The organism is Stenotrophomonas sp. 1278 (assembly GCF_029892765.1).
Taxonomy (GTDB): domain Bacteria; phylum Pseudomonadota; class Gammaproteobacteria; order Xanthomonadales; family Xanthomonadaceae; genus Stenotrophomonas; species Stenotrophomonas indicatrix.
The window spans coordinates 17,361-39,118 of the sequence record NZ_JARXWD010000030.1; the positions used below are offsets into that span (position 1 = coordinate 17,361).

23 protein-coding genes are annotated in these 21,758 nt (G+C 66.7%); 14 read left to right on the forward strand and 9 right to left on the reverse strand.

Features of this window, described 5'->3' with window-relative positions:
• The first annotated feature begins 91 nt into the window (after positions 1 to 91).
• The 3 genes from ispG to M2299_RS18385 all read left to right on the forward strand — a co-directional run bounded on the left by ispG (position 92) and on the right by M2299_RS18385 (position 2,937).
• Complete coding sequence (gene ispG, locus M2299_RS18375) at positions 92 to 1,357, forward strand: flavodoxin-dependent (E)-4-hydroxy-3-methylbut-2-enyl-diphosphate synthase (RefSeq protein WP_025878802.1); 1,266 nt, start codon at positions 92 to 94, stop codon at positions 1,355 to 1,357.
• A complete protein-coding gene (locus M2299_RS18380; protein ID WP_025878803.1) occupies positions 1,338 to 2,087 on the forward strand; it encodes a phosphatase PAP2 family protein in 750 nt (249 codons plus the stop codon). Before ispG ends, M2299_RS18380 begins: the two co-directional genes overlap by 20 nt.
• 202 nt (positions 2,088 to 2,289) lie before the next feature.
• Positions 2,290 to 2,937, forward strand: coding sequence for a response regulator (locus M2299_RS18385; RefSeq protein WP_025878804.1), 648 nt, complete (start codon positions 2,290 to 2,292; stop codon positions 2,935 to 2,937).
• A 283-nt stretch (positions 2,938 to 3,220) separates the two neighbouring features.
• On the opposite strand, the gene eda is transcribed toward M2299_RS18385, so the two are convergent.
• The 5 genes from eda to zwf form a co-directional block, all read right to left on the reverse strand.
• Entirely contained in the window at positions 3,221 to 3,880 is a 660-nt protein-coding gene (gene eda / locus M2299_RS18390; protein WP_223485098.1) for a bifunctional 4-hydroxy-2-oxoglutarate aldolase/2-dehydro-3-deoxy-phosphogluconate aldolase, read from the reverse strand.
• A gap of 237 nt (positions 3,881 to 4,117) precedes the next feature.
• Positions 4,118 to 6,034, reverse strand: coding sequence for a phosphogluconate dehydratase (gene edd, locus M2299_RS18395; protein ID WP_025878806.1), 1,917 nt, complete (start codon positions 6,032 to 6,034; stop codon positions 4,118 to 4,120).
• Positions 6,035 to 6,092: 58 nt separating this feature from the next.
• Positions 6,093 to 6,815: a 6-phosphogluconolactonase gene (gene pgl / locus M2299_RS18400; protein ID WP_280884800.1), complete on the reverse strand. Its 723-nt coding sequence runs from the start codon at positions 6,813 to 6,815 to the stop codon at positions 6,093 to 6,095.
• Positions 6,812 to 7,819 (reverse strand): glucokinase, encoded by a 1,008-nt coding sequence (glk, locus tag M2299_RS18405; RefSeq protein WP_100468153.1) that lies wholly within the window; start codon positions 7,817 to 7,819, stop codon positions 6,812 to 6,814. Before glk ends, pgl begins: the two co-directional genes overlap by 4 nt.
• Positions 7,816 to 9,252 carry a glucose-6-phosphate dehydrogenase gene (gene zwf / locus M2299_RS18410; RefSeq protein WP_025878809.1) on the reverse strand — a complete coding sequence of 479 codons (1,437 nt, stop codon included), beginning with the start codon at positions 9,250 to 9,252 and terminating at the stop codon, positions 7,816 to 7,818. Before zwf ends, glk begins: the two co-directional genes overlap by 4 nt.
• A gap of 352 nt (positions 9,253 to 9,604) precedes the next feature.
• Here zwf and ugpC point away from each other — a divergent pair, with 352 nt between their 5' ends.
• Entirely contained in the window at positions 9,605 to 10,687 is a 1,083-nt protein-coding gene (ugpC, locus tag M2299_RS18415) for a sn-glycerol-3-phosphate ABC transporter ATP-binding protein UgpC (protein ID WP_025878810.1), read from the forward strand.
• Positions 10,688 to 10,862: 175 nt separating this feature from the next.
• Here the strand turns inward: ugpC and M2299_RS18420 are convergent, their stop codons facing one another.
• The gene (locus M2299_RS18420) at positions 10,863 to 11,738 is read right to left on the reverse strand and encodes a folate-binding protein YgfZ (RefSeq protein ID WP_025878811.1); all 876 of its coding nucleotides are present in this window, start codon (positions 11,736 to 11,738) and stop codon (positions 10,863 to 10,865) included.
• A gap of 39 nt (positions 11,739 to 11,777) precedes the next feature.
• On the opposite strand from M2299_RS18420, the gene M2299_RS18425 reads away from it, so the two are divergent.
• The 10 genes from M2299_RS18425 to M2299_RS18470 all read left to right on the forward strand — a co-directional run bounded on the left by M2299_RS18425 (position 11,778) and on the right by M2299_RS18470 (position 18,761).
• Positions 11,778 to 11,951 carry a DUF1674 domain-containing protein gene (locus M2299_RS18425; RefSeq protein ID WP_080149151.1) on the forward strand — a complete coding sequence of 58 codons (174 nt, stop codon included), beginning with the start codon at positions 11,778 to 11,780 and terminating at the stop codon, positions 11,949 to 11,951.
• A gap of 56 nt (positions 11,952 to 12,007) precedes the next feature.
• On the forward strand, positions 12,008 to 12,400 hold the full coding sequence (sdhC, locus tag M2299_RS18430) for a succinate dehydrogenase, cytochrome b556 subunit (RefSeq protein WP_025878812.1): 393 nt from the start codon (positions 12,008 to 12,010) through the stop codon (positions 12,398 to 12,400).
• Positions 12,397 to 12,783 (forward strand): succinate dehydrogenase, hydrophobic membrane anchor protein, encoded by a 387-nt coding sequence (sdhD, locus tag M2299_RS18435; RefSeq protein WP_025878813.1) that lies wholly within the window; start codon positions 12,397 to 12,399, stop codon positions 12,781 to 12,783. The genes sdhC and sdhD overlap by 4 nt, the downstream gene beginning before the upstream one ends.
• Before the next feature lie 31 nt (positions 12,784 to 12,814).
• Positions 12,815 to 14,605, forward strand: a complete 1,791-nt coding sequence (gene sdhA, locus M2299_RS18440; protein WP_025878814.1) for a succinate dehydrogenase flavoprotein subunit — start codon at positions 12,815 to 12,817, stop codon at positions 14,603 to 14,605.
• A gap of 66 nt (positions 14,606 to 14,671) precedes the next feature.
• A complete protein-coding gene (locus M2299_RS18445) occupies positions 14,672 to 15,457 on the forward strand; it encodes a succinate dehydrogenase iron-sulfur subunit (RefSeq protein WP_025878815.1) in 786 nt (261 codons plus the stop codon).
• A gap of 73 nt (positions 15,458 to 15,530) precedes the next feature.
• Positions 15,531 to 15,779, forward strand: coding sequence for a succinate dehydrogenase assembly factor 2 (locus M2299_RS18450; RefSeq protein ID WP_025878816.1), 249 nt, complete (start codon positions 15,531 to 15,533; stop codon positions 15,777 to 15,779).
• Positions 15,730 to 16,179: a hypothetical protein gene (locus tag M2299_RS18455; protein WP_032977865.1), complete on the forward strand. Its 450-nt coding sequence runs from the start codon at positions 15,730 to 15,732 to the stop codon at positions 16,177 to 16,179. The genes M2299_RS18450 and M2299_RS18455 overlap by 50 nt, the downstream gene beginning before the upstream one ends.
• 23 nt (positions 16,180 to 16,202) lie before the next feature.
• On the forward strand, positions 16,203 to 17,444 hold the full coding sequence (locus M2299_RS18460) for a lipoprotein-releasing ABC transporter permease subunit (RefSeq protein WP_099842276.1): 1,242 nt from the start codon (positions 16,203 to 16,205) through the stop codon (positions 17,442 to 17,444).
• The gene (lolD, locus tag M2299_RS18465) at positions 17,437 to 18,150 is read left to right on the forward strand and encodes a lipoprotein-releasing ABC transporter ATP-binding protein LolD (RefSeq protein ID WP_025878819.1); all 714 of its coding nucleotides are present in this window, start codon (positions 17,437 to 17,439) and stop codon (positions 18,148 to 18,150) included. Before M2299_RS18460 ends, lolD begins: the two co-directional genes overlap by 8 nt.
• Positions 18,151 to 18,311: 161 nt before the next feature.
• On the forward strand, positions 18,312 to 18,761 hold the full coding sequence (locus M2299_RS18470) for a DUF6491 family protein (RefSeq protein ID WP_025878820.1): 450 nt from the start codon (positions 18,312 to 18,314) through the stop codon (positions 18,759 to 18,761).
• A gap of 67 nt (positions 18,762 to 18,828) precedes the next feature.
• On the opposite strand, the gene M2299_RS18475 is transcribed toward M2299_RS18470, so the two are convergent.
• From M2299_RS18475 to ftsY, 3 genes are all read right to left on the reverse strand, one after another.
• Positions 18,829 to 19,098 carry an oxidative damage protection protein gene (locus M2299_RS18475; protein WP_025878821.1) on the reverse strand — a complete coding sequence of 90 codons (270 nt, stop codon included), beginning with the start codon at positions 19,096 to 19,098 and terminating at the stop codon, positions 18,829 to 18,831.
• Between the two features lie 5 nt (positions 19,099 to 19,103).
• Positions 19,104 to 20,228 (reverse strand): A/G-specific adenine glycosylase, encoded by a 1,125-nt coding sequence (mutY, locus tag M2299_RS18480; protein WP_099842278.1) that lies wholly within the window; start codon positions 20,226 to 20,228, stop codon positions 19,104 to 19,106.
• A 117-nt stretch (positions 20,229 to 20,345) separates the two neighbouring features.
• Positions 20,346 to 21,686: a signal recognition particle-docking protein FtsY gene (gene ftsY / locus M2299_RS18485; RefSeq protein WP_099842279.1), complete on the reverse strand. Its 1,341-nt coding sequence runs from the start codon at positions 21,684 to 21,686 to the stop codon at positions 20,346 to 20,348.
• Positions 21,687 to 21,758 lie beyond the last annotated feature (72 nt).

Below are 21,758 nucleotides of genomic sequence, written 5' to 3' on the forward strand. Positions count from 1 at the left end.
GGGGACGGCTGCCTGCGACAATCGGCCGCAGCCGGACTGTCGCCTGAATGCGACACACCCGGAAGGTCGGGGCGGGCGTTAGAATGCCCGCATGCATGACGCCGTCACCCGCCCTACAGCCCCCTCCGATGCCACTTCCTGGCCCCGTCGCCTGACCCAAGCGGTCCAGATCGGTGGAGTCACCGTGGGCGGTGGCAAGCCGGTCGTGGTGCAGTCGATGACCAATACCGACACGTCCGATGTGGCGTCCAGCGTCAAGCAGGTCGCTGAGCTCTGGCGTGCCGGCTCGGAAATGGTGCGCCTGACCGTCAACACGGTCGAAGCGGCCGCGGCGATCCCGCGCATCGTCGACAAGCTGGCGATGATGGGCATCGACGTACCGCTGATCGGCGACTTCCACTACAACGGCCACCAGCTGCTGACGGCCGAGCCGGCCTGCGCCGAAGCACTGGCCAAGTACCGCATCAACCCGGGCAACGTAGGCTTCGGCAAGAAGAAGGACCTGCAGTTCGCGCAGCTGATCGAGTTCGCCATCCGCTACAACAAGCCGGTGCGCATCGGCGCCAACTGGGGCTCGCTGGACCAGGCCCTGGCGGCCAAGCTGATGGACGAGAACAACCACCGCGAACAGCCCTGGGACGCCGGCCGCGTGCTGCGCGAGGCGCTGATCCGTTCGGCACTGGATTCGGCCGAGCAGGCCGTCGAGCTGGGGTTGCCGCGCGATCGCATCATCCTGTCGGCCAAGGTCAGCGGCGTGCAGGAGCTGATCGCGGTCTACCGCGACCTGGCCCAGCGTTCGGACTTCGCCCTGCATCTGGGCCTGACCGAAGCCGGTATCGGCAGCAAGGGCATCGTCGCCTCGGCGGCGGCGCTCAGCGTGCTGCTGCAGGAAGGCATCGGCGACACCATCCGCATTTCGCTGACGCCCGAACCGGGCCAGTCGCGCACGCAGGAAGTGATCGTCGCCCAGGAACTGCTGCAGACCACCGGCCAGCGCGCCTTCACTCCGCTGGTCACGGCGTGCCCGGGCTGCGGCCGTACCACCTCGGAATTCTTCCAGGAGCTGGCCAAGGTGGTGCAGAACCACGTGCGCGAAAAGATGCCGCTGTGGAAGATCCAGCACCCGGGTGCGGAGAACATGACCCTGGCGGTGATGGGCTGCGTGGTCAACGGGCCGGGTGAGTCGCGGCATGCCAACATCGGCATCTCGCTGCCGGGCACCGGTGAAGCACCGTCGGCACCGGTGTTCGTCGATGGCGAGAAGAAGGTGACCCTGCGTGGCGAGAACATCGCCCAGGAATTCGTCGCCCTGATCGATGATTACGTTGAACGCACCTATGTCCGAAGCGCCGGGTAAGCCGACGATCCTCGCTGCACCGGAGCCCGCCTCCGGCTTCCGCCACTGGATGGCGCGCAATGCCTGGCGGCTGCTGCTGCTGTTTGCCGGCGTGCTGCTGCCGCTGGCCGGATTCGTCGCCCTGGCCGACGAGGTGCACGAGTTCGAATCCTTCCATTTCGATGCGCCGCTGCTGTGGCAGATGCACGGCCTGCATTCGCCGTGGCTGGACCATGTGTTCGTGCTGCTGTCGAAGCTGGGCTACGAGTGGTTCCTGATCCCGGCTGATGTGCTGATTGTCGGTGCACTGGCCTGGCACCGGCGTTGGCGCGAAGCGACCTTCGTGGCCGTGAGCTTCGTAGGGTCGGCGCTGCTCAACATGGGCAGCAAGCACTTCTTCCAGCGTGACCGGCCCAGCCTGTGGGAATCGATCGCGCCGGAATCCACGTTCAGTTTCCCCAGTGGCCACGCGATGGGCTCGATGACCCTGGCGGTCACCCTGGTGCTGCTGGCCTGGAATACCCGCTGGCGCTGGCCGGTACTGCTGCTGGCGCCGTCGTTCAGCCTGCTGGTAAGCGTTTCCCGGGTCTATCTGGGGGTGCATTACCCCTCCGACATCCTCGCCGGGTGGTGTGCCGCGCTGGTTTGGGTGGTAGGGTGCTATCTGGTCATGTTCAGCCGCCGTCATCCATGGCGACGGCACGGTTCGCCGCCAGCGACGGCCAGCGAAGCGATCACGCAAGGGGAGTGACGTGGATGCCCTCCCAAGGGCGTCTAGCTGAGGGACGGGTTGTTTCGTTGTAACGGGTTCTGCAGGGCAAGGGGCACGATCAGTGCGTGAAGAATGTGATGCGCAAGGCAGAACGCCGGAATTGCGCAACATCCGCGCTTGCAGTGGTCAGGTGCTCCTGCCTAGGTTGACCCGTATTGGCCGCATTCGAAGAGGTACGTGAATGACGATTCGAGTCTACCTGGTGGATGACCATGCGTTGGTCCGCACCGGGATGAAAATGATACTGTCGAGTGAAACCGACATTGAAGTGGTGGGCGAGGCCGAAACGGGCGAAGACGCGCTGCCCGCGATCCGCCAGCTGCAACCGGACGTGGTGTTGTGTGATCTGCACCTGCCCGGCGTGAGCGGGATGGAAGTAACCGAGCGCATCGTCCGTGGCCACCGCAGCACGCGGGTGGTGATCGTGTCGGTGCTGGAAGACGGTCCGCTGCCCAAGCGCCTGCTCGAGGCCGGCGCCGCCGGTTACATCGGCAAGGGCTGCGATGCGCAGGAACTGCTGCGTGCGGTGCGCGACGTAGCTGCCGGACGGCGCTACCTGGGCACGAGCATCGCGCAGAACCTGGCGTTGTCCACCGTGGAAGGCAACGGCTCGCCGTTCGACAACCTGTCGCCGCGTGAGCTGGAAGTGGCATTGCTGCTGACCCAGGGCCTGCGCCAGGAAGATATCGCCCGTCGTCTGAGCCTGAGCGCGAAGACGGTCAACACGCACAAGGCGCGGTTGTTCGAGAAGATGGGAATCCACGACAACATCGCGTTGGCGCGGATGGCCAGCCAGTACGGGCTGGTGGATCCGGCACGGCCGCTGTAAGGATTTCAGCCAACGGCTGAGCCCCTCGCGGTGGTGGGACGGAGTTCGTGGGGTTGGCCCTGCGGAGGGATCGCGCAGGGGACGCCGTGAATCCATCCCTGGAGGCTCGGGCGCGCCATCCACGGCGCTTACGCCCCTGCGCGATCCCTCCGCAGGGCCACGGACAGGTTCCGTGCGCTGCCACCGCAGAATGAAGAAGGGAACGGAAGGAGCGGGTCGCGCGCTTTGCGCGCTTGGGGCGGATCCCTTTCCCGGCGGGAAAGGGCTCTGACCCCGCAGTGCGTCAGTTGCCGCGTACGCGCTTGACGATCTTCGCGGCCTGCGCGGCGCTTTCGCGCACCTTGTCCCACTGGCCGGCCTCGATCCAGTTGCCCGGCACCATCCACGAGCCACCGATGCAGACCACGTTCTTCTGCTCCAGGTACTCGGCGGCGGTGTTCTCGGTGATGCCACCGGTCGGGCACAGCTTGAGGTCGGCGATCGGGCCGGCTACGCCCTTGATCATCGCCAGGCCGCCCACGGCCGTGGCCGGGAACAGCTTGCACACGCGGAAACCGCGCGCGTAGAGCGCCAGCAGTTCGGTCGGCGTCGCCGCACCCGGTACCACCGGCAGCGGTGCCGCAGCCAACGCATCGGCCAGCACCGGCGGCGTGCCCGGGGTCACCAGGAAATCGGCACCCGCATCGATCGACTGCTGCATCTGCTCCACCGTCAGCACCGTACCCGCGCCGACCACCACATCCGGCAGCTCACGCTTGAGCATCGCCAGTGCTTCCACCGCCACCGGCGTCCGCAGCGTCAGCTCGATCGCCGGCAATCCGCCTTCCAGCAGCGCCGCGCTGACCGCACGTGCCTGGTCCAGCGTATGAATCGTCACCACCGGCAGGATGCCGGCCGCATGCAACAGCTCCGCCGCCCGCACCTGATGTTGTTCGATACCCATAGCTCTGCTTCTGCCTTTGCTTTCGCTCTAGTTGTGCTTTCAATGATCACTTCGCGGCGTATCGGCGCCGGAAACTGTGATGCGGCGGAGGGCAGGGCGTCGCCAGGACCGTTCGCGCCATGGATGGCGCGATCGAGCCTACAGGGATGTATTTACGGCGTGTCCTGGCGACGGCCTGCCCTTCGCCGCCCCCTGGAAACCAACCGCCGCCACATACCCGCAACGCGCTTCAATCCCTCAGGCGTCCTTCGCCTCATGCGGCGCCGCCGCCGCAGCAGCATCGTGCCCCAGCTCATACTCCGCGTCGTAGTCCCACGGCCCACCGTCAGCCGCCGCCGGACCACACGAAATCGAGATCGCGCCCTGATCGGCCGGACCCACCACGCGCCGGTTGATCGCGAACAGGTTGCGGCCCAGGTCATTGGCGGCCGGCGCCGTATTCGGCGCATGTGTACGCGCGGCCCATTCGGCTGCGTCCACCAGCACTTCAAGCGTGCCGGCCTCACCATCCAGGCGGATGATGTCGCCCTCGCGCACCTTGCCCAGCGGACCACCGCGTGCAGCTTCCGGCGTCACGTGGATGGCGGCGGGAATCTTGCCCGACGCACCAGACAGGCGACCATCGGTGACCAGCGCCACGCGCCGGCCCTGGTTCTGCAGCAGGCCCAGCAGCGGCGCCAGCGAATGCAGTTCCGGCATGCCGTTCGCACGCGGCCCCTGGTAACGCACGACCGCCACGAAATGCTCGGGCAGCAGGCCGCCGGCGTGCAGCTTGTTCAGCACCTGCGGCGCATCAACCACCACGGCCGGCGCTTCGATGGTGCGGTACTGCGGCTTCACCGCCGACAGTTTGATCAGCGACTTGCCGAGGTTGCCGCGCAGCAGGCGCAGGCCGCCCTGGCTCTCGAACGGGTTGTCGACACCGCGCACCACTTCTTCATCGGCGCTGCGTTCCAGGCCCGGCAGGTACACCAGCTTGCCATCGCGCAGCTGCGGCTCGCGCGCGTAGTCGGCCATGCCGCCACGGGCAACGCTGACCAGGTCGCCATGCATCAGGCCGGCCTTGATCAGTTCACCGAACACGAACGCCGGGCCACCCGCTGCAGCGAAGCGGTTCACGTCGGCTTCGCCGTTCGGATAGACGCGCGCCAGCAGCGGGATCAGCTGCGACAGCTCGTCGAAGTCGTCCCAGGTCAGCACGATGCCGGCCGCACGTGCCACCGCGATCCAGTGGATGGTGTGGTTGGTCGAGCCGCCGGTGGCCATCAGCGCGATGATCGCGTTGATGATCGCGCGCTCGTCGATGATCCGGCCCAGCGGACGGAAGTCGTCGCCCAGCGCGGTGATGTCCAGTGCGCGCTCGGTGGCTTCGCGGGTCAGTGCATCGCGCAGCGCCGTGTCCGGATTGACGAACGATGCGCCCGGCAACTGCACGCCCATCGCTTCCAGCAGCACCTGGTTGGAATTGGCGGTGCCGTAGAAGGTGCAGGTGCCTGCGCCGTGGTAGGACGCCGATTCGGCTTCCAGCAGTTCTTCGCGGGTGGCTTCGCCGGCGGCGTAGCGCTCGCGCACTTCGGCCTTCTGCTTGTTGGGAATGCCCGGCGTCATCGGGCCGGCCGGCACGAACACCGCCGGAAGATGGCCGAAGGCGAGGGCGCCGATCAGCAGGCCCGGCACGATCTTGTCGCACACACCGAGGTACACGGTGGTATCGAACATGTCGTGGCTGAGCCCGATCGCAGTGGCCTGGGCAATGACATCGCGCGAGAACAGCGACAGCTCCATGCCGCCACGGCCCTGGGTGACGCCGTCGCACATCGCCGGCACAGCGCCGGCAACCTGTGCCGTCGCGCCCAGTTCGCGGGCCACCGCACGGATCTGTTCGGGATAGGTCTCGAACGGCTGGTGCGCCGACAGCATGTCGTTGTAGGCGGTGATGATGCCCAGGTTGGCCGTCACGCCGCCGCGCAGGCGGCTCTTGTCGGTGCCGCCACAGGCAGCGAAACCGTGGGCGAGGTTGCCGCAGCTGAGGCGGCTGCGGAACGGGCCATCGCGCAGGGAGGCGTCGATCGCTGCCAGATAGGCGGCGCGCGAAGCGGCGCTGCGGCGGATGACGCGCTCAGTGATGGCTTGCAGTTGCGGATGGAGGCTCATTGGCTACCGGCGTTCGAGGTGGCGAGAGGCAAGCGGCAGCAGGGCGCCGCCGCCGACATCAATCAGCCCAGTGGACGCGCAGGCGCGCGCCTTCCAGGTTGATCGCGTTGAGGATCGGATACTGCTGCGGGTCGTTGCTGTCCAATGCCTGGCGCAGCACCTGCAGCTTCTGCTTGCCGCGCAGCAGCAGCAGGCGCTGGCGGCACTGGCCGAGGCCGCGCGGGGTCAGGGTGATGCGCAGCGGCCACTGGTTGGCACCGGGGCATCCGGTGGCATCCAGCGCGGCGTACGGCAGGGTGCTTTCCAGCGCGCGGGTCAGGTCCTTCGAGCCCGGGAACAGCGAGGCGGTATGGCCGTCGTTGCCCATGCCCAGTGCGACCAGGCTTGGCGCCTGGCTGTGCTGGGCCTGCAGGTTGGCGGTATACACGCATTCGGGCAGCGGCTTGCCGATCCGCACCAGCGGATCGAAGTGCGCACCTTCGGCACGCGTGAGCAGGCTCTCGCGCACCAGCCACGCATTGCTGTCGCGATCCTGCGGCGACAACCAGCGCTCGTCGGCCAGGCTCACTTCAACGCGGTCCCAATGCACGTCCAGCTCGGCCAGCGCCTGGTATATCGGGGCCGGCGTAGTACCGCCGGACAGCAGGATGCGTGCGCGGCCCAGTTCGGTGATGTCGTGGTTGATCGCCTGCGCCATTTCGGCTGCAACCGCTTCGATCCAGCCATCGGCATCGCCATGGTTGATGAAGTCGATACGGTCGTCCTGGAAGATGGGGGTCATGCGGCAACTCCTGGTGCGTCACGTTCGGCGTCGGCAGCATAGGCAGCGGCGCCCAGCAGTCCGGCGTGGGGATGCATCACGGCCAGCGACGGCACCCGCGCCATGATCGAAGAGAACCGGCCCTTGTGTTCGAAGCGCTGGCGGAAACCGGAGTGCTGCAATGAATCGAGCATCTTCGCAGTCAGCCCACCGGTCAGGAACACACCATCCCAGGCGCCCTGGGTCAGCACCAGATCACCGGCAATGGCGCCGAACACCGCGCAGAACACATCCACGGTACGCATCGCCTGTGGATCGCCGTGCAGGGCGCGGGCGGTCACGTCCACCGGTTGCAGTTGGCCCGGGTCGATACCCGCCATCTCGCAGATTGCGCGATGGATGTTGACCAGGCCGGGGCCGCAGATCAGCCGCTCGTTGGAGACGCGCCCGAACTGCTCGGACAGGATCTCCAGGATGCGGATCTCTTCCGGCGTTCCCGGCGGGAAGCTGACATGGCCGCCCTCGGTTTCCAGCGGGTAACAGCGGCCGTGGCGAAGGATCAGGCCGCCGACACCGAGGCCGGTACCTGGGCCGATCACTGCGTAGTTGCGCGGCTGACCCGGCTTGCCCGGAACCCAGGCGGCACCGCCGACCTGGACCACGTCATCGGGCTGCAGCAGCGAAATCGCCATCGCCTGCGCGGCGAAGTCGTTGATCAGGTGCAGTTCGTTGAAACCAAGCATCGCGGCCGTGCGGCTGCGCGAGATCACCCACGGATGGTTGGTGATGCGGGCTTCGTCACCATCGACACGACCGGCGACTGCGAACACGCCACGGCTTGCGGTGGCGCCGATCTGCTCCAGATGGTGGCGCGCGGCATCACCCAGCGACGGGAACTCCGCCACGGCGTACTCGCGGATGCTCTCTTTCAGCAGCGGGGCGTCCTGCGAGGTGTCGGCAAGGGCGAAGCGGGCATTGGTACCACCGATGTCGGCGACCAGCACGGGCTGCGAGCTGGCACTCATTCCGACGCTCCGCTGTCCGGCGCATCCACGCCCTGCGGCAGGAAGTCGACCGCGTTGGCCGGGCCCCACTGGCCGGCAGGGTAGGGTTCCAGCGGCAGGTTGGCCGCCTTCCAGGCATCGGCAACGCTGTCGATCCAGGCCCAGGCGGCACGCACTTCGTCATCGCGCACGAACAGGGTGTGGTTGCCGTTGAACGCGTCCAGGAACAGGCGCTCGTAGGCGATACGGCGATGCAGGCCGGTCGGCACCGACAGCTCCAGCTCCAGCGGCTGCAGTTCCAGCGCGCCCCATTCCGGCCCGGCCAGGCTGCTCATCAGGCCCAGTTCGATGTTCTCCTGCGGCTGCAGCTGGAACACCAGGCGGTTCGGTGCGGCCTGCGCACGCTGCGGACGCTCGAACAACCAATGCGTGACCGGCTTGAGGGTCACCACCACGCGGGTGGTGCGCTCGGGCAGGCGCTTGCCGGTGACCAGGTGGAACGGCACCCCGCTCCAGCGCCAGTTGTCGATGTGCGCGGTGACACCGGCGAAGGTCTCCACGTCGCTGCCTTCCGGCGGCTGGTAGGCCTGTGCGGGCTGGCCGTTGATGCTGCCGGCGGTATAGCGGCCGCGCACGCTGTCACGCGCGGCGTGCTTGGCATCCAGCGGGCGCAGTGCGCGCAGCACCTTGACCTTCTCATCGCGGATGCGGTCGGCTTCCAGCGACGCCGGCGGCTCCATCGCCACCATGCACAGCAGCTGCAGGATGTGGCTCTGCACCATGTCGCGCAGGGCGCCGGAGCGCGCGTAGTAGGCATCGCGGCCATCCACGCCTTCGCTTTCGGCGACCAGGATGTGCACCGATTCGATGTAATTGCGGTTCCACACCGCTTCCAGCAGCGTGTTGCCGAAGCGCAGCGCGATCAGGTTCTGTACCGCCGCCTTGCCCAGGTAGTGATCGAGGCGGAACACGCGGTCTTCGTCGATCCACTGGCCGATGGTGGTGATGATCTCCTCGGCGCTTTCGCTGTCGCTGCCGATCGGCTTCTCCAGCATCAGGCGCGCGGGTGCGGCCAGCGCGCCGCCCTTGGCCAGGCCCTCGCAGGTGGAGATGTACAGGCCCGGGGGGATCGCCAGGTAGCTCACGCAGCGGCGGTCGACCAGGTCGGACACGGCAGCGGCGACCGAGTCGACGTCGCGCAGGTCCACCGAGCGGTAGTCGATGCGGCGCAGCAGGGAGGCGATGTCCTCCTGGCTGGCCATCGGCATCGCCTGCTGCAGGCGCGGGCGCAGGATGTCATGGAAGGCTTCGGTGTCGTGGCCCGACAGGGCCAGCGCACGGATGCGGAAATCCTCCGGCAGCAGGCCGTCGCCGAGCAGGCGCAGCAGCGAAGGGAACAGGTAGCGCTGGGCCAGATCACCTGTGGCACCAAACAGGAAGAGTGTGTCGTGCATCGCTCGAGTTTCAGATCCGGGTGACATCGTTGTCAATCGCTTCATGGCTGGGTTCGGGGGACATCCGCGCAACTGCCTGTCCGAGGCTCATCTGGATCGGTTTTCCGGGTTGGCGGAGCACCGTTCCAATCGAAACCACTACAGCGGCAACCCTTCGTTCGGTCGACGATGCAGGTCGGCGCGCACCGACTGTCGGATAGTGCCACGTGAAAACGTTTACATGGCAGAATGGGCAACTGTATTCGATTGCAGTGGTCGCCGTCATGCGGCAACCGCGCAATCATCACTGCCATCGGGAGGGCCGAGGCAGTCCCAAAAGACAGCCCGGCGTCGGGCGGACTGGATGAGTGAAATGGCAAAAGTGCAGTTGCAGGGTGTGCGCAAGGTCTACGACAACGGCCAGGTTGCAGTGAAGGACGCCACCTTCGAGGTCGCCGACGGCGAGTTGATGGTGCTGGTCGGTCCGTCGGGGTGTGGCAAGTCGACCCTGTTGCGGATGGTGGCCGGGCTGGAAGAGATCAGCGGCGGCACGTTGACCATCGGTGATCGCGTGGTCAACGACGTGGCGCCGAAGGATCGCGACATCGCGATGGTGTTCCAGAGTTACGCGCTGTATCCGCACATGACCGTGGCCGAGAACCTGGCCTTTGGCCTGAAGCTGCGCGGGCACGACAAGGCGACCATCGACAAGCGCATCAGCGAAGCCGCGCAGACGCTGGGCCTGACCGACATGATGGACAAGCTGCCCAAGGCGATGTCCGGTGGCCAGCGCCAGCGTGTTGCCCTGGGCCGTGCGCTGGTGCGTGAGCCGGCGGTGTTCCTGCTCGACGAGCCGCTGTCCAACCTGGATGCCAAGCTGCGCCACAGCGTGCGCACCGAGATCGCGCAGCTGCACCGCAAGCTGGGCACCACCATGATCTACGTGACCCACGATCAGGTCGAGGCGATGACCCTGGGCCAGCGCATCGTGGTGCTGAAGGACGGCATCATCCAGCAGATCGATACGCCGATGGCGCTGTACGACCGCCCGGCCAACCTGTTCGTGGCCGGCTTCCTCGGCAGCCCGGCGATGAACGTGCTGCGCGGCACGCTGCAGGGCGACGCTGGTGGCGTGACCGTGGTCGATGGCCAGTGGCGTGCCCCGTTGGGGCAGGCGACGATCGATCCGGCGTGGCTGCAGAAGCCGATCGCCGTGGGCGTGCGTCCCGAGCACCTGCAGCCGGCAGGCAGTGAAGACACGCATGCGTTCACCGCGCGCATCGAAGGCATCGAGCCGGTCGGCAACGAGATCTTCGTCAACATGAGCAGCGGCCAGCACGCGCTGACCATGCGCGTGGCGCCGCAGTCGCTGCCGGGCGTGGGCGAGGACATCCGGGTGGCGATCCACCCCCAGGGCCTGCATTTCTTCAACCCGGAAACCGGCGAGCGCCTGTAACCGGTAGTGCCGGCCGCTGGCCGGCAACCTCAACCCGGCGTGGTTGCCGGCCAGTGGCCGGCACTACCTTCCTTCGCCGAAGGCGTGCGGACCAACGGTCCGCACCCACCGTGATCACCAGTAGATCCACGCCATGCGTGGATGACATGCGTGGATGAAATGCCGGATCGGCGGTTCAGCGCGCCAGGCCGTCCAGCAGCGGCATCCGCTGCGCGACCGCGTTGCCCACCTGCAGTTCGCTGTCGCCGGTCTCCAGCGGCAGCACAGCCAGTGCCAGATCGCCGGCCACGCTGGCCAGGGTGCCGAGCGCGACGCCGTCCTGCTGCACGCCATCGCCTGCCTGCGCAGGTGCAGCGGTATGCAGCAGCTGCACCGCGCGCTTGGCCTTGCCGAGGAAATGGGTGCGCGCGACGATTTCCTGGCCGGGGTAGCAGCCCTTCTTCACGCTGTAGCCGTTGAGGCGGTCCAGACCCAGCTGCTGCGGGGTCCACACCTCGCGCTGGCTCTCTGCCAAGCGTGGCAGGCCAAAGCGCAGGTCGGCCTGGCGCCAGGCCAGGGCGAAGGCGGCATCTTCGGCTTCGTCGCTGGCCGGGAAGGCCTCGACCGGGCCGATGCGCAGCGTACGGGGAAGTGCGTCGCTGCCCAGATCCAGCTCCCAACCCTGACTGCCGACCAGCGCGATGGCGGCGCCAGCGGCGGCTTCCGGCGCAGTAAAGGCACCGGCCACGGCCAGGTCCGCATGCACCTGCAGTTTCACTTTGCGGCGGAACACGAAGCGCTGCAGTTGCGACGCAATCGCATCGGCATCACCGTCGGCGAGCACCAGCAGCACATGGTCATCGGCCAGCCGCAGCAGCTGGAACACCGCCAGGGTGCGGCCTTTGGCGCTCAGCCACGCGCTCCACTGCCAGTGCAGCAGGGGCAGGGCGGTCACGTCGCTGCTGAACTGGGCATGGGCAAAAGCCACTGCATCCACGCCCTGCAGGCTCAGCAATTGATGGCCGGGCAGGCGCGGATATGCGACGAAAGCAGGGGGAAGGTTGTCAGGCACGTGAACGAGGTCTAAAATTTGTGCGTTGCGAGACCCATCATGATAGGCCAAACAACCCCCACTCCCGACGCCGAAGCTGAAGCCCCGCTGGTTCCCCCGGTCCCTGTGCCCGTGGAACAACCAGAGGTGGAAGAAGAATTCGGTGGCCGCGGCGGACTTGATCCGGTGCGGTATGGCGATTGGGAAAAAAACGGACGCTGCATCGATTTTTGATCAGCATTGAGCCAACGCGGCCTTATGCCGCCCAGCCGAGACAACGAGCCCAGCGAATGGCGACCAGACAACGTCCCCTTTCTCCGCACCTTCAGGTGTATCGCTGGCAGATTCAGATGGCCACCTCGATCCTGCATCGAGCCACTGGCGTCTTTCTGTCTGTTGGTGCCCTCATCATCGCCGGAGGCCTGTTGGCTCTGATGATGGGGCCCGAATCCTGGAACTGCTTCACCGGCCATGCCGGGGCCTGGTATGGCCGCGTGTTCCTGTTCGCGTGGACATGGTCGTTCGCCTATCACCTGTGCAATGGCATCCGCCATATCGTGCAGGACTTCGCGATCGGATTCCGCATTGCCACCTTCATCCGCAGCAGCTGGATGTCGGTGATCGGCAGCCTGCTGATCACCCTGGCCGTGTGGGCCTATGTGCTGTTCGGAGGTGCCGCATGAGCAAGTTCCGTACCCCGTTGAAGGGCGTGCGCGGTCTCGGTTCGGCCAAGACCGGCACCGAGCACTTCGTGCATCAGCGCCTGACCGCCGCCGCGCTGGTGGTGCTGGGCATCTGGTTCCTGGTGTTCGTGCTGGGCCTGCTGGGCTCGGATTACGTGACTGCCACCGCCGCGATCGCCAAGCCGTGGAACGCCGTTCCGCTGATCGGCCTGCTGATCGCCATGTTCTGGCATGCCCAGCTCGGCCTGCAGGTCGTGCTGGAGGACTACATCCACGAATCGCTGCTGGCCCTGGTGCTGCAGACCGCGGTGAAGTTCGTTGCCGTGCTCGGCATGATCGTCAGTGTGTTTGCGGTGGGCCGCATCGCCCTCGGCGTTGCCTGAGCCCAGGCGCCAAGACAGGAATCCAGACTAGATGTCCGCTTACAAGATTACCGAACACAAGTACGACATGGTCGTGGTGGGCGCCGGCGGCGCCGGCCTGCGTGCCACGTTCGGCCTGGCCGCCAAGGGCCTGCAGACCGTGTGCCTGACCAAGGTCTTCCCGACCCGTTCGCACACCGTTGCCGCCCAGGGCGGTATCTCCGCCGCGCTCGGCAACATGGGCGAGGACGACTGGCGTTACCACTTCTTCGACACCATCAAGGGTTCGGACTGGCTGGGCGACCAGGACGCCATCGAGTACATGTGCCGTGAAGCGATTCCGGCGATCATCGAGCTCGAGCACTACGGCGTGCCGTTCAGCCGCACCGCCGAAGGCAAGATCTACCAGCGTCCGTTCGGTGGCATGACCACCCAGTACGGCGAAGGCCCGGCGGCGCAGCGTACCTGCGCGGCGGCCGACCGTACCGGCCACGCGATGCTGCACACGCTGTACCAGCAGTCGCTGAAGCACGACGCACGCTTCATGATCGAGTACTTCGCACTCGACCTGATCTTCGATGACGAAGGTGCCTGCCGTGGTGTGCTGGCGCTGGACATGTCCGACGGCACGCTGCACCTGTTCCGCGCCCAGGGCGTGGTGCTGGCCACCGGCGGCTACGGCCGCGCCTACTTCAGCGCCACCTCGGCGCACACCTGCACCGGCGACGGTGGCGGCCTGGCCATGCGCGCCGGCATCGCCATGCAGGACATGGAGTTCGTGCAGTTCCATCCGACCGGCATCTACGGCGCCGGCTGCCTGATCACCGAGGGTGTCCGCGGTGAAGGCGGCATCCTGCGCAACAGCAGCGGCGAGCGCTTCATGGAGCGTTACGCACCGCACTACAAGGACCTGGCTTCGCGCGACGTGGTCAGCCGTTCGATGACCATCGAGATCCGCGAAGGCCGTGGCGTGGGCGAGCACAAGGACCACATCCTGCTCGACCTGACCCACCTCGGCCCGGGCGTGATCGACGACAAGCTGCCGGGCATCGCCGAGAGCGCGCGCATCTTCGCCGGCGTCGACGTGCACAAGCAGCCGATCCCGGTGATTCCGACCGTGCACTACAACATGGGCGGCATCCCGACCAACTACCACGGTGAAGTGGTACGCAAGGACGGCGAGAACCCCGATGCGGTCGTGCCGGGCCTGTACGCCATCGGCGAAGCGGCCTGCGTTTCGGTGCACGGTGCCAACCGCCTGGGTTCGAATTCGCTGCTGGACCTGGTGGTGTTCGGGCGTGCGGTGGCCAACCGTTGCGCGGCGACGATCACCCCGGGCGCGGCGCACAAGACCCTGCCGGCCGACGCCTGCGACAAGGCGCTGGGCCTGCTGGACAAGCTGCGTCACGCCAACGGCGATACCCCGACTTCGGTCATCCGCGATCGCATGCAGCGCACCATGCAGGCCGACGCGGCGGTCTTCCGTACCAGCCAGACGCTGAAGGAAGGCTGCGAGAAGATGGACAAGATCTTCGATTCGTTCCAGGACGTGAAGGTCTCCGACCGTTCGCTGGTCTGGAACTCGGACCTGATCGAGACCTACGAGCTGAACAACCTGCTGCTGAATGCAGTGGCGACGATCAACTCGGCCGAGCAGCGCAAGGAAAGCCGCGGCGCACACGCGCACGAGGACTTCCCGGACCGCGACGACGTCAATTGGCAGAAGCACACCCTGGTCAGCGTGGACGAGAAGGGCAAGTGCAGCTTCGACTACCGTCCGGTGCACATGTACACGTTGACTGATGACGTGTCCGTGGTGCCGCCGAAGCCGCGCGTGTACTGATCCGACCCCGCCTAACATGCAATCCGCGCCCTCGGGCGCGGGCCGCCTGAGCCAACGAGAGCAGCCATGGCCGAGTTTTCACTCCCCAAGAATTCCAAGATCACGAAGGGCAAGCACTTCCCCGCCAAGACCGGCGGCAAGAACGTGCGCACCTTCAAGATCTACCGCTGGAGTCCGGACGACGACAGCAATCCGCGCACCGACACCTATGACGTCGATCTGGACGCCTGCGGCCCGATGGTCCTGGACGCGCTGATCAAGATCAAGAACGAGATCGACCCGACCCTGACCTTCCGGCGCTCGTGCCGCGAAGGCATCTGCGGTTCGTGCGCGATGAACATCGACGGCACCAACACCCTGGCCTGCACCCGAGCCATCTCGGACTGCGGCAAGAAGGAAGTGCCGATCTACCCGCTGCCGCACATGAACGTGGTCAAGGATCTGGTTCCGGACCTGACCCACTTCTACGCGCAGTACGCCTCGATCAAGCCGTGGATCCGCACCCAGACCCCGGCACCGCCGGACCGTGAGCGCCTGCAGTCGCCGGAAGACCGCAAGAAGCTCGATGGCCTGTACGAGTGCATCCTGTGCGCGTGCTGTTCGACCAGCTGCCCGAGCTACTGGTGGAACGGCGAGCGTTACCTGGGCCCGGCGATCCTGCTGCAGGCCTACCGCTGGATCATCGATTCGCGCGACGAGGACACCGGTGCGCGCTTGGACGATCTGGAAGATCCGTTCAAGCTGTACCGCTGCCACACCATCATGAACTGCGCCCGGACCTGCCCGAAGGGCCTGAACCCGGCGCTGGCGATCGCCGAGATCAAGAAGCTGATGATGGAACGCCGCGCCTGATACGGTGCCGGGTAGTTGCATGACCCCAGCAGAGCCACGCCATGCGTGGCTTTGCTGTATCTGGAGAAACACAATGGATGAAGAAATCCTGCTGAAGAAGCTGCGCTGGCGCTGCCGGCGCGGCATGCGCGAACTGGACCAGTTGTTCGGTCGCTACCTGGACCGCGAATGGAGCAGTGCGCCGACCGAAGACCGCGAGGTTTTCCTGTTCCTGCTCGATTGCGAGGACGATAAGTTGTGGCGCTGGTTCATGGGCTACGAGGCCTGTCCGCATGCACACGCCGTCCCCCTCATGCACAGGATCCTCGCCCTCAAGCCTTGAGTGGCGCCCGTCGCGGCTGCAGGCCGGCGCCCAGCTGGCGGTACTGCTGGCCGCGCCGTGGCTGCTGCATGCTTCGGATCTGCCATCCGCGCATCTGCTTCCGGCGTTGATCGGGGTCTGGGCGCTTGGCCTGGCTGAGCTGGCCTGGCGCCTGCGGCGGCGCCCTGTCGTGCTGCAGCTGCCGCCCCTGCCAGAGCTGCTGCGGCTGGACGGCGGCGATATTGCCGAGCCGCGGCTGGTGGTGCGCGGGCCCTGGCTGCTGCTGCACTGGCGGGAGGGCTGGCGTCGCAGGCGCCTGTTGTTCTGGCCGGACGTGCTTGATCGCGCACAACGACGTGAACTGCGACTGGCCGTGGCCGCACGAAGCGTTTCCCGTCGGCCCCGGTCGGTGGCACCATAGGCTGAATCGACTGGCGTGCCTGCATGTTCAAACCCATTCCCGTGGCCATTGGCCTGCGCTACCTGCGCGCCAAGCGCCGCAACGGCTTCATCTCCTTCATTTCGATGGCATCGATCCTGGGCATCGCGCTCGGGGTGACGGTGCTGATCACCACATTGGCGGTCATGAGCGGTTTCCAGAAGGAAATCCGCAGCCGCCTGCTGCAGATGACCGCGCACACCACCATCAGCCGCGACGGCGAACCGATGCCGGACTGGATGCGCGTGGTCGATGTGGCCAACAAGGATCCGCGCGTGGCCGGTGCTGCGCCGTATATCGAGATCCAGTCGATGATCAGCGGCCCGCGCGTGCAGGGTGCGATCATCCAGGGCATCGACCCGGCACTGGAACCGAAGGTGTCGGTGATCGACAGGAAGGTCACCAAGGGCAGCTACGGCAGCCTGACCCCGGGCAGCTTCAACCTGTTGCTGGGCAAGGAACTGGCCGTCTGGCTGGGCGTGGACGTCGGTGACCAGGTGCTGGTGACCTTCGCGGAAGTGCAGGGCACGCCAGCCGGCGCGGTGCCGCGGATGAAGCGCTTCACCGTCAGCGGCATCTTCGAGGCCGGTTACAACGAGGTCGATCGCGGTGTGGGTTTTGCCAACATGAAAGACCTGGAGCGCGTACTGCGTTCCGATGGCGCCACCGGCGTGCGCCTGAAACTGCATGACATGGACCGCTCGCTGGAGGTGGGCGTGGACCTGGCGCAGAACCTCGGCGGTGCCTATCGGGTCAGCGACTGGACCCAGCAGAACGCCAATCTGTACCACTCGCTGCGCATGGAAAAAGTGGTGATGGGCATCCTGCTCTCGCTGATCATCGCCATGGGCGCGTTCAACCTGGTGTCCTCGCAGGTGATGCTGGTGACCGACAAGCAGGCCGACATCGCGATCCTGCGCACCCTAGGCCTGACCCCGGGCGGGGTGATGCAGGTGTTCATGGTGCAGGGCTCGCTGATCGGCATCTTCGGCACCCTTGCCGGCCTGATCGGCGGCATCACCCTGACCCTGAACCTGGAACGGATCCTCGGCGCCATCGAGTCGGTGTTCAACGTCAAGCTGCTGCCGGAGGATGTGTACTACATCACCGGCCTGCCGACCGACATGCAGACCAGCGACATCGTGGTGATCACCCTGGTCGCGCTGCTGATGAGCTTCCTGGCCACTCTGTATCCCGCCTGGCGGGCAGCACGCACCCAGCCGGCGGAGGCCCTGCGCTATGAATAAGGTCTTCAACCGCGGCGATGAAGTGATCCGTGCCGAAGGACTAGGCAAGACCTACGCCGAAGGACGCATGCAGACACCGGTGTTCGACGGGCTGGACCTGACGGTGACTGCAGGTGAGACGGTTGCGATCATCGGTGCCTCCGGTGCCGGCAAGAGCACGCTGCTGCACCTGCTGGGCGGGCTGGATACGCCCACCGCTGGCGAGGTGTATGTCACCGGCCAGCGCATGTCGGCGCTGTCGGACACCTCGCGCGGCCTGCTGCGCAACCAGGCGCTGGGTTTCGTCTACCAGTTCCACCACCTGCTGCCGGAATTCACCGCGCTGGAAAACGTGATGATGCCGGTGATGCTGGCCGGTACCGCGGCGGCCGAGGCCAGCACGCGTGCGACTGCGCTGTTGGAATCGGTCGGCCTCGGCCATCGCCTGGACCACAAGCCCGGCGAACTGTCCGGCGGCGAACGCCAGCGCGCCGCGGTGGCGCGTGCCTTGGTCAATCACCCGGCCTGCGTGCTGGGCGACGAGCCGACCGGCAACCTGGATGACCGCACCGCTGCGACCGTGTTCGAGCTGATGCTGGAGCTCAACCGTGCGCGGCATACCAGCCTGGTGCTGGTGACCCATGACCGCTCGCTGGCACGGCGTCTGGACCGGGTGCTGGAGCTGCGCGAAGGGCGCCTGCACGCGCTGGCCCACGCCGACGTCTGAGCGGCCGGCCAAGCGCCAACCAAGGTTGGCGACTACCGGATTCGATGCAGGGCCTGGTCGGCTGGGGGCCGCCGACCAACGGCTGAACCAGGCTGCCGGCCGTTGCGCCGGCGCCACCCCGGCGGGTGCATGATCGGCACAGTTCCCCCGTGGAGATGGCCATGAAGACCCCACTGTTGATCGCCGGGCTGTGCCTGGCTCTGGCTGGCTGTGCCACCACCGGCCGCTTGGGCAGTGCCGAGAAGCTGGAGCTGTATCGTGCCCACGCCGGCGCACCGCAGAAGGACATGCAGTTCTTCGGCAGCCTCAATGGCTGGACCGAGCTGGGCGACAGTGCGCTGGCGGTCTGGACGCGTCCGAGCGAGGCCTACCTGCTGGAATTGAATGGTCCCTGCCAGGATCTGTCGTATGCGACCGCCATCGGCCTGACCAGCCGGATGAACCGCGTCTCGGCGCCGTTCGACAAGGTGTTGGTACGTGACCCGACCGCTGGCCCGCGCATGCCGTGCTTCATCAAGACCATACGCAAGCTCGACGTGAAGGCGCTACGCGCCTCCGAGCAGGAGCTGCGCCAGGCGCAGGTGCAGGAGCGCGAGGAATCCGCGAAGTAGGGCGGTAGCGCCGGGCCATGCCCGGCGGATGGCTGGACGCCGGGCATGGCCCGGCGTTACCGGCAGGTCAGGCTTCGGGGGTGAACCCGGCGGGCTTCTCCGCGTCCTTCTCGAACAGGAACTTCACCAGCTCCGTCTCCAGGAAGGCGCGATGCTCCGGCTTTCGCGGGGAAAGGCGGTTCTCGTTGATCAGCATGGTCTGGTGTGCCAGCCATGCGGTCCACGCCGGCTTGCCGATGTGGTTGAACACACGCTGGCCCAGCTCGCCCGGGTAAGGCACGAAGTCCAGGCCCTCGGCATCGCGTTGTTCGTACTGGCAGAAGACGGTTCGGGGCATGGCACTCACTCGTGGTTGCGGGATTTTGCGGAAGTTCGCTTCGGGCTCTTGATGGGCGCGCCCTCAAGCAGTTTGCGGATGGGGGCAGGCAAGCCCAGTGCAGGCAGTTCGGCGGCGTCAACCCAGCGCAGCGTGGGTTCTTCCACGCGCAGGCCGTGCACCTGCCGTGACAATACCTGCAGGTGCAGCTTGTAGTGGCTGAAGGTGTGCTGCAGCACAGGCAGTTCCTCGGCATCTTCCAGCGAACCATCGACGTGGACGTCGAACCAGTCCTGCAGCTCGCTGCCCGCATCGGCCTGCGGAAGCGTCCACAACTGTGCCCAGATGCCGGTGTCCGGCCGCTTCTGCAGCAGTACGCGCTGCTGCTTGTCGCGCAGCAGCAAAGCCACCGCCTCGCGTTCGGGCAGCGTCTTGCTTGGCTTTGCGGTTGGCAGCTCGGCGGTGCGGCCTTCGCGACGTGCCACGCAATCGGCCTGCAGCGGACAGATCACGCAGGCCGGTCTGGACCGGCTGCAGACCGTGGCACCGAGGTCCATCTGCGCCTGGGTGTAGTCGGCCATGCGTCCAGCCGGCACCTGGGCGACCTGCGCTTCGGCGATGGCCCACAGCTGCTTCTCGATGGCGGGTAGGCCAGGGAAGCCCTCGACGCCGTGGTAGCGGCTGAGCACGCGCTTGACGTTGCCATCGAGGATCGCGAACGGGTCGTTCCAGGCCTGGCTGAGGATAGCGCCGGCGGTGCTGCGGCCGATGCCGGGCAGATCGTGCAGGGCATCGAAATCACGCGGCAGGTCGCCGCCGTGCTCGACGACGCAGCGCTTGGCGGCGGCGTGCAGATTGCGTGCACGGGCGTAGTAGCCCAGGCCGGCCCACTGCGCCATCACCGCGTCGTTGCTGGCGGCGGCAAGGTCGGGCAGGGTAGGGAAGTGCTGCAGGAAACGGTGGAAGTACGGAATGACCGTGGCCACCTGGGTCTGCTGCAGCATGATCTCCGACAACCACACCCGGTACGGGCTGCGCGGATGCTGCCAGGGCAGGTCGTGGCGGCCGTGGTCGTCGAACCAGTGCAGCAGGCGGGCAACGAAGCCGTGCTCAGGGTCGGACGTGGCGCTGGCGTTCGGCTGGCGGGGCATCGGTACTCCAGGGGGGCAGCCACCCATGGGGTGGCTCTACTACGGCAGCGGCCGGTCACCCATGGGGTGGCTCTACCGGGTTGCAGTAGAGCCACGCCATGCGTGGATGCGGACGCGTCAGGCAGTGCCCAGCGCTTCGGGCAACAGGGCGTCGACGAAGGCTTCCGGATCGAATACGCGCAGGTCCTCCGGGCGCTCGCCGATACCGGCAAAACGGATCGGAATGCCGAACTCGCGGGCCAGCGCGAACACCACGCCGCCCTTGGCGGTACCGTCCAGCTTGGTCACCACCAGGCCGGTCACCTTGACCGCGGCATTGAACTGGCGCAGCTGCGAAAGCGCGTTCTGGCCGGTGGTGCCGTCGATCACCATCAGCACTTCGTGCGGCGCGTTCTCGTCGATCTTGCCGAGCACGCGGCGGATCTTGCCCAGCTCGTTCATCAGCCCGGACTGGGTGTGCAGGCGGCCTGCGGTATCGGCGATCAGCACCGAGGTGCCGCGGGCCTTGCCGGCCTGCAGCGCATCGTAGGCCACCGAGGCGGCATCAGCGTTCTGCCCCTGCGCGACCACGGCCACGCCGTTGCGCTCGCCCCAGATCTGCAGCTGGGCGACGGCGGCAGCGCGGAAGGTATCGCCAGCGGCCAGCATCAAGCTGTGGCCCTCGTCCTTGAAGCGCTTGGCCAGCTTGCCGATGGTGGTGGTCTTGCCGACGCCGTTGACGCCCACGGTCAGCACCACGAAGGGCTTGGCGTTGCGGTCGATGACCAGCGGCTTGGATACCGGCTGCAGGATCGCGATCAGGTCCGCGCGCAGTGCCGCCAGCAGGGCATTGGCATCGATGAACTCGCGTGCCTTCATGCGCTTGCGCAGGTCGGCGATCAGGTCGGTGGTGGCGGCAACGCCAACGTCGGCGGTCAGCAGCGCGGTCTCGATCTCGTCCAGCAGATCGTCATCGAGCTTGGGGTTGCGCGAGAACAGGCCGCCGAAACTGCGGGCGAACGCACTGTTGCGCAGGCGCTCGCGCCAGCCGGGCTTGCCCGCCGCAGCAGCCGGGGCATCGACCAGTACCGGCAGGTCGGCGGCGGGGGCGGCTGGTTCCTGCGCCGGGATGACCGGGGCCAGCGGGGCGAGCACCGCGGCGGCGGCGGCCGCTTCGGCTTCGAAGTTTTCCGGCGCCAGCACGCGTGCGGGCGCGGCTTCGGGGATGGATTCCTGCGCCGCTTGCAGTGTTGCTTGCGGGGCCGGCGCGGTTGACGTTGCGGGCGCAACGACCTCGGGCGTGGCAGCTGGCACAGGCGCTTCCACCGTCGGCGGGGCTACCGGTGCGGCCGGGGCCTGCTCGGGTGGCGCGGCCGACGGGAATGCCGCCGCCAGCTCTTCAGCCGAGTAGTGCTGGGTCTTGGGCGCGTCCGGTGTGGCGGCGTCCTGGGGCTTCTTGCGGCGGAAAAAACTGAGCATTGGCAAAAGGCGCTGAAATCAGAGGGATATGCTACCACCCGGGCCTGTATGGCCGGCGTGGACTCAAGGTCG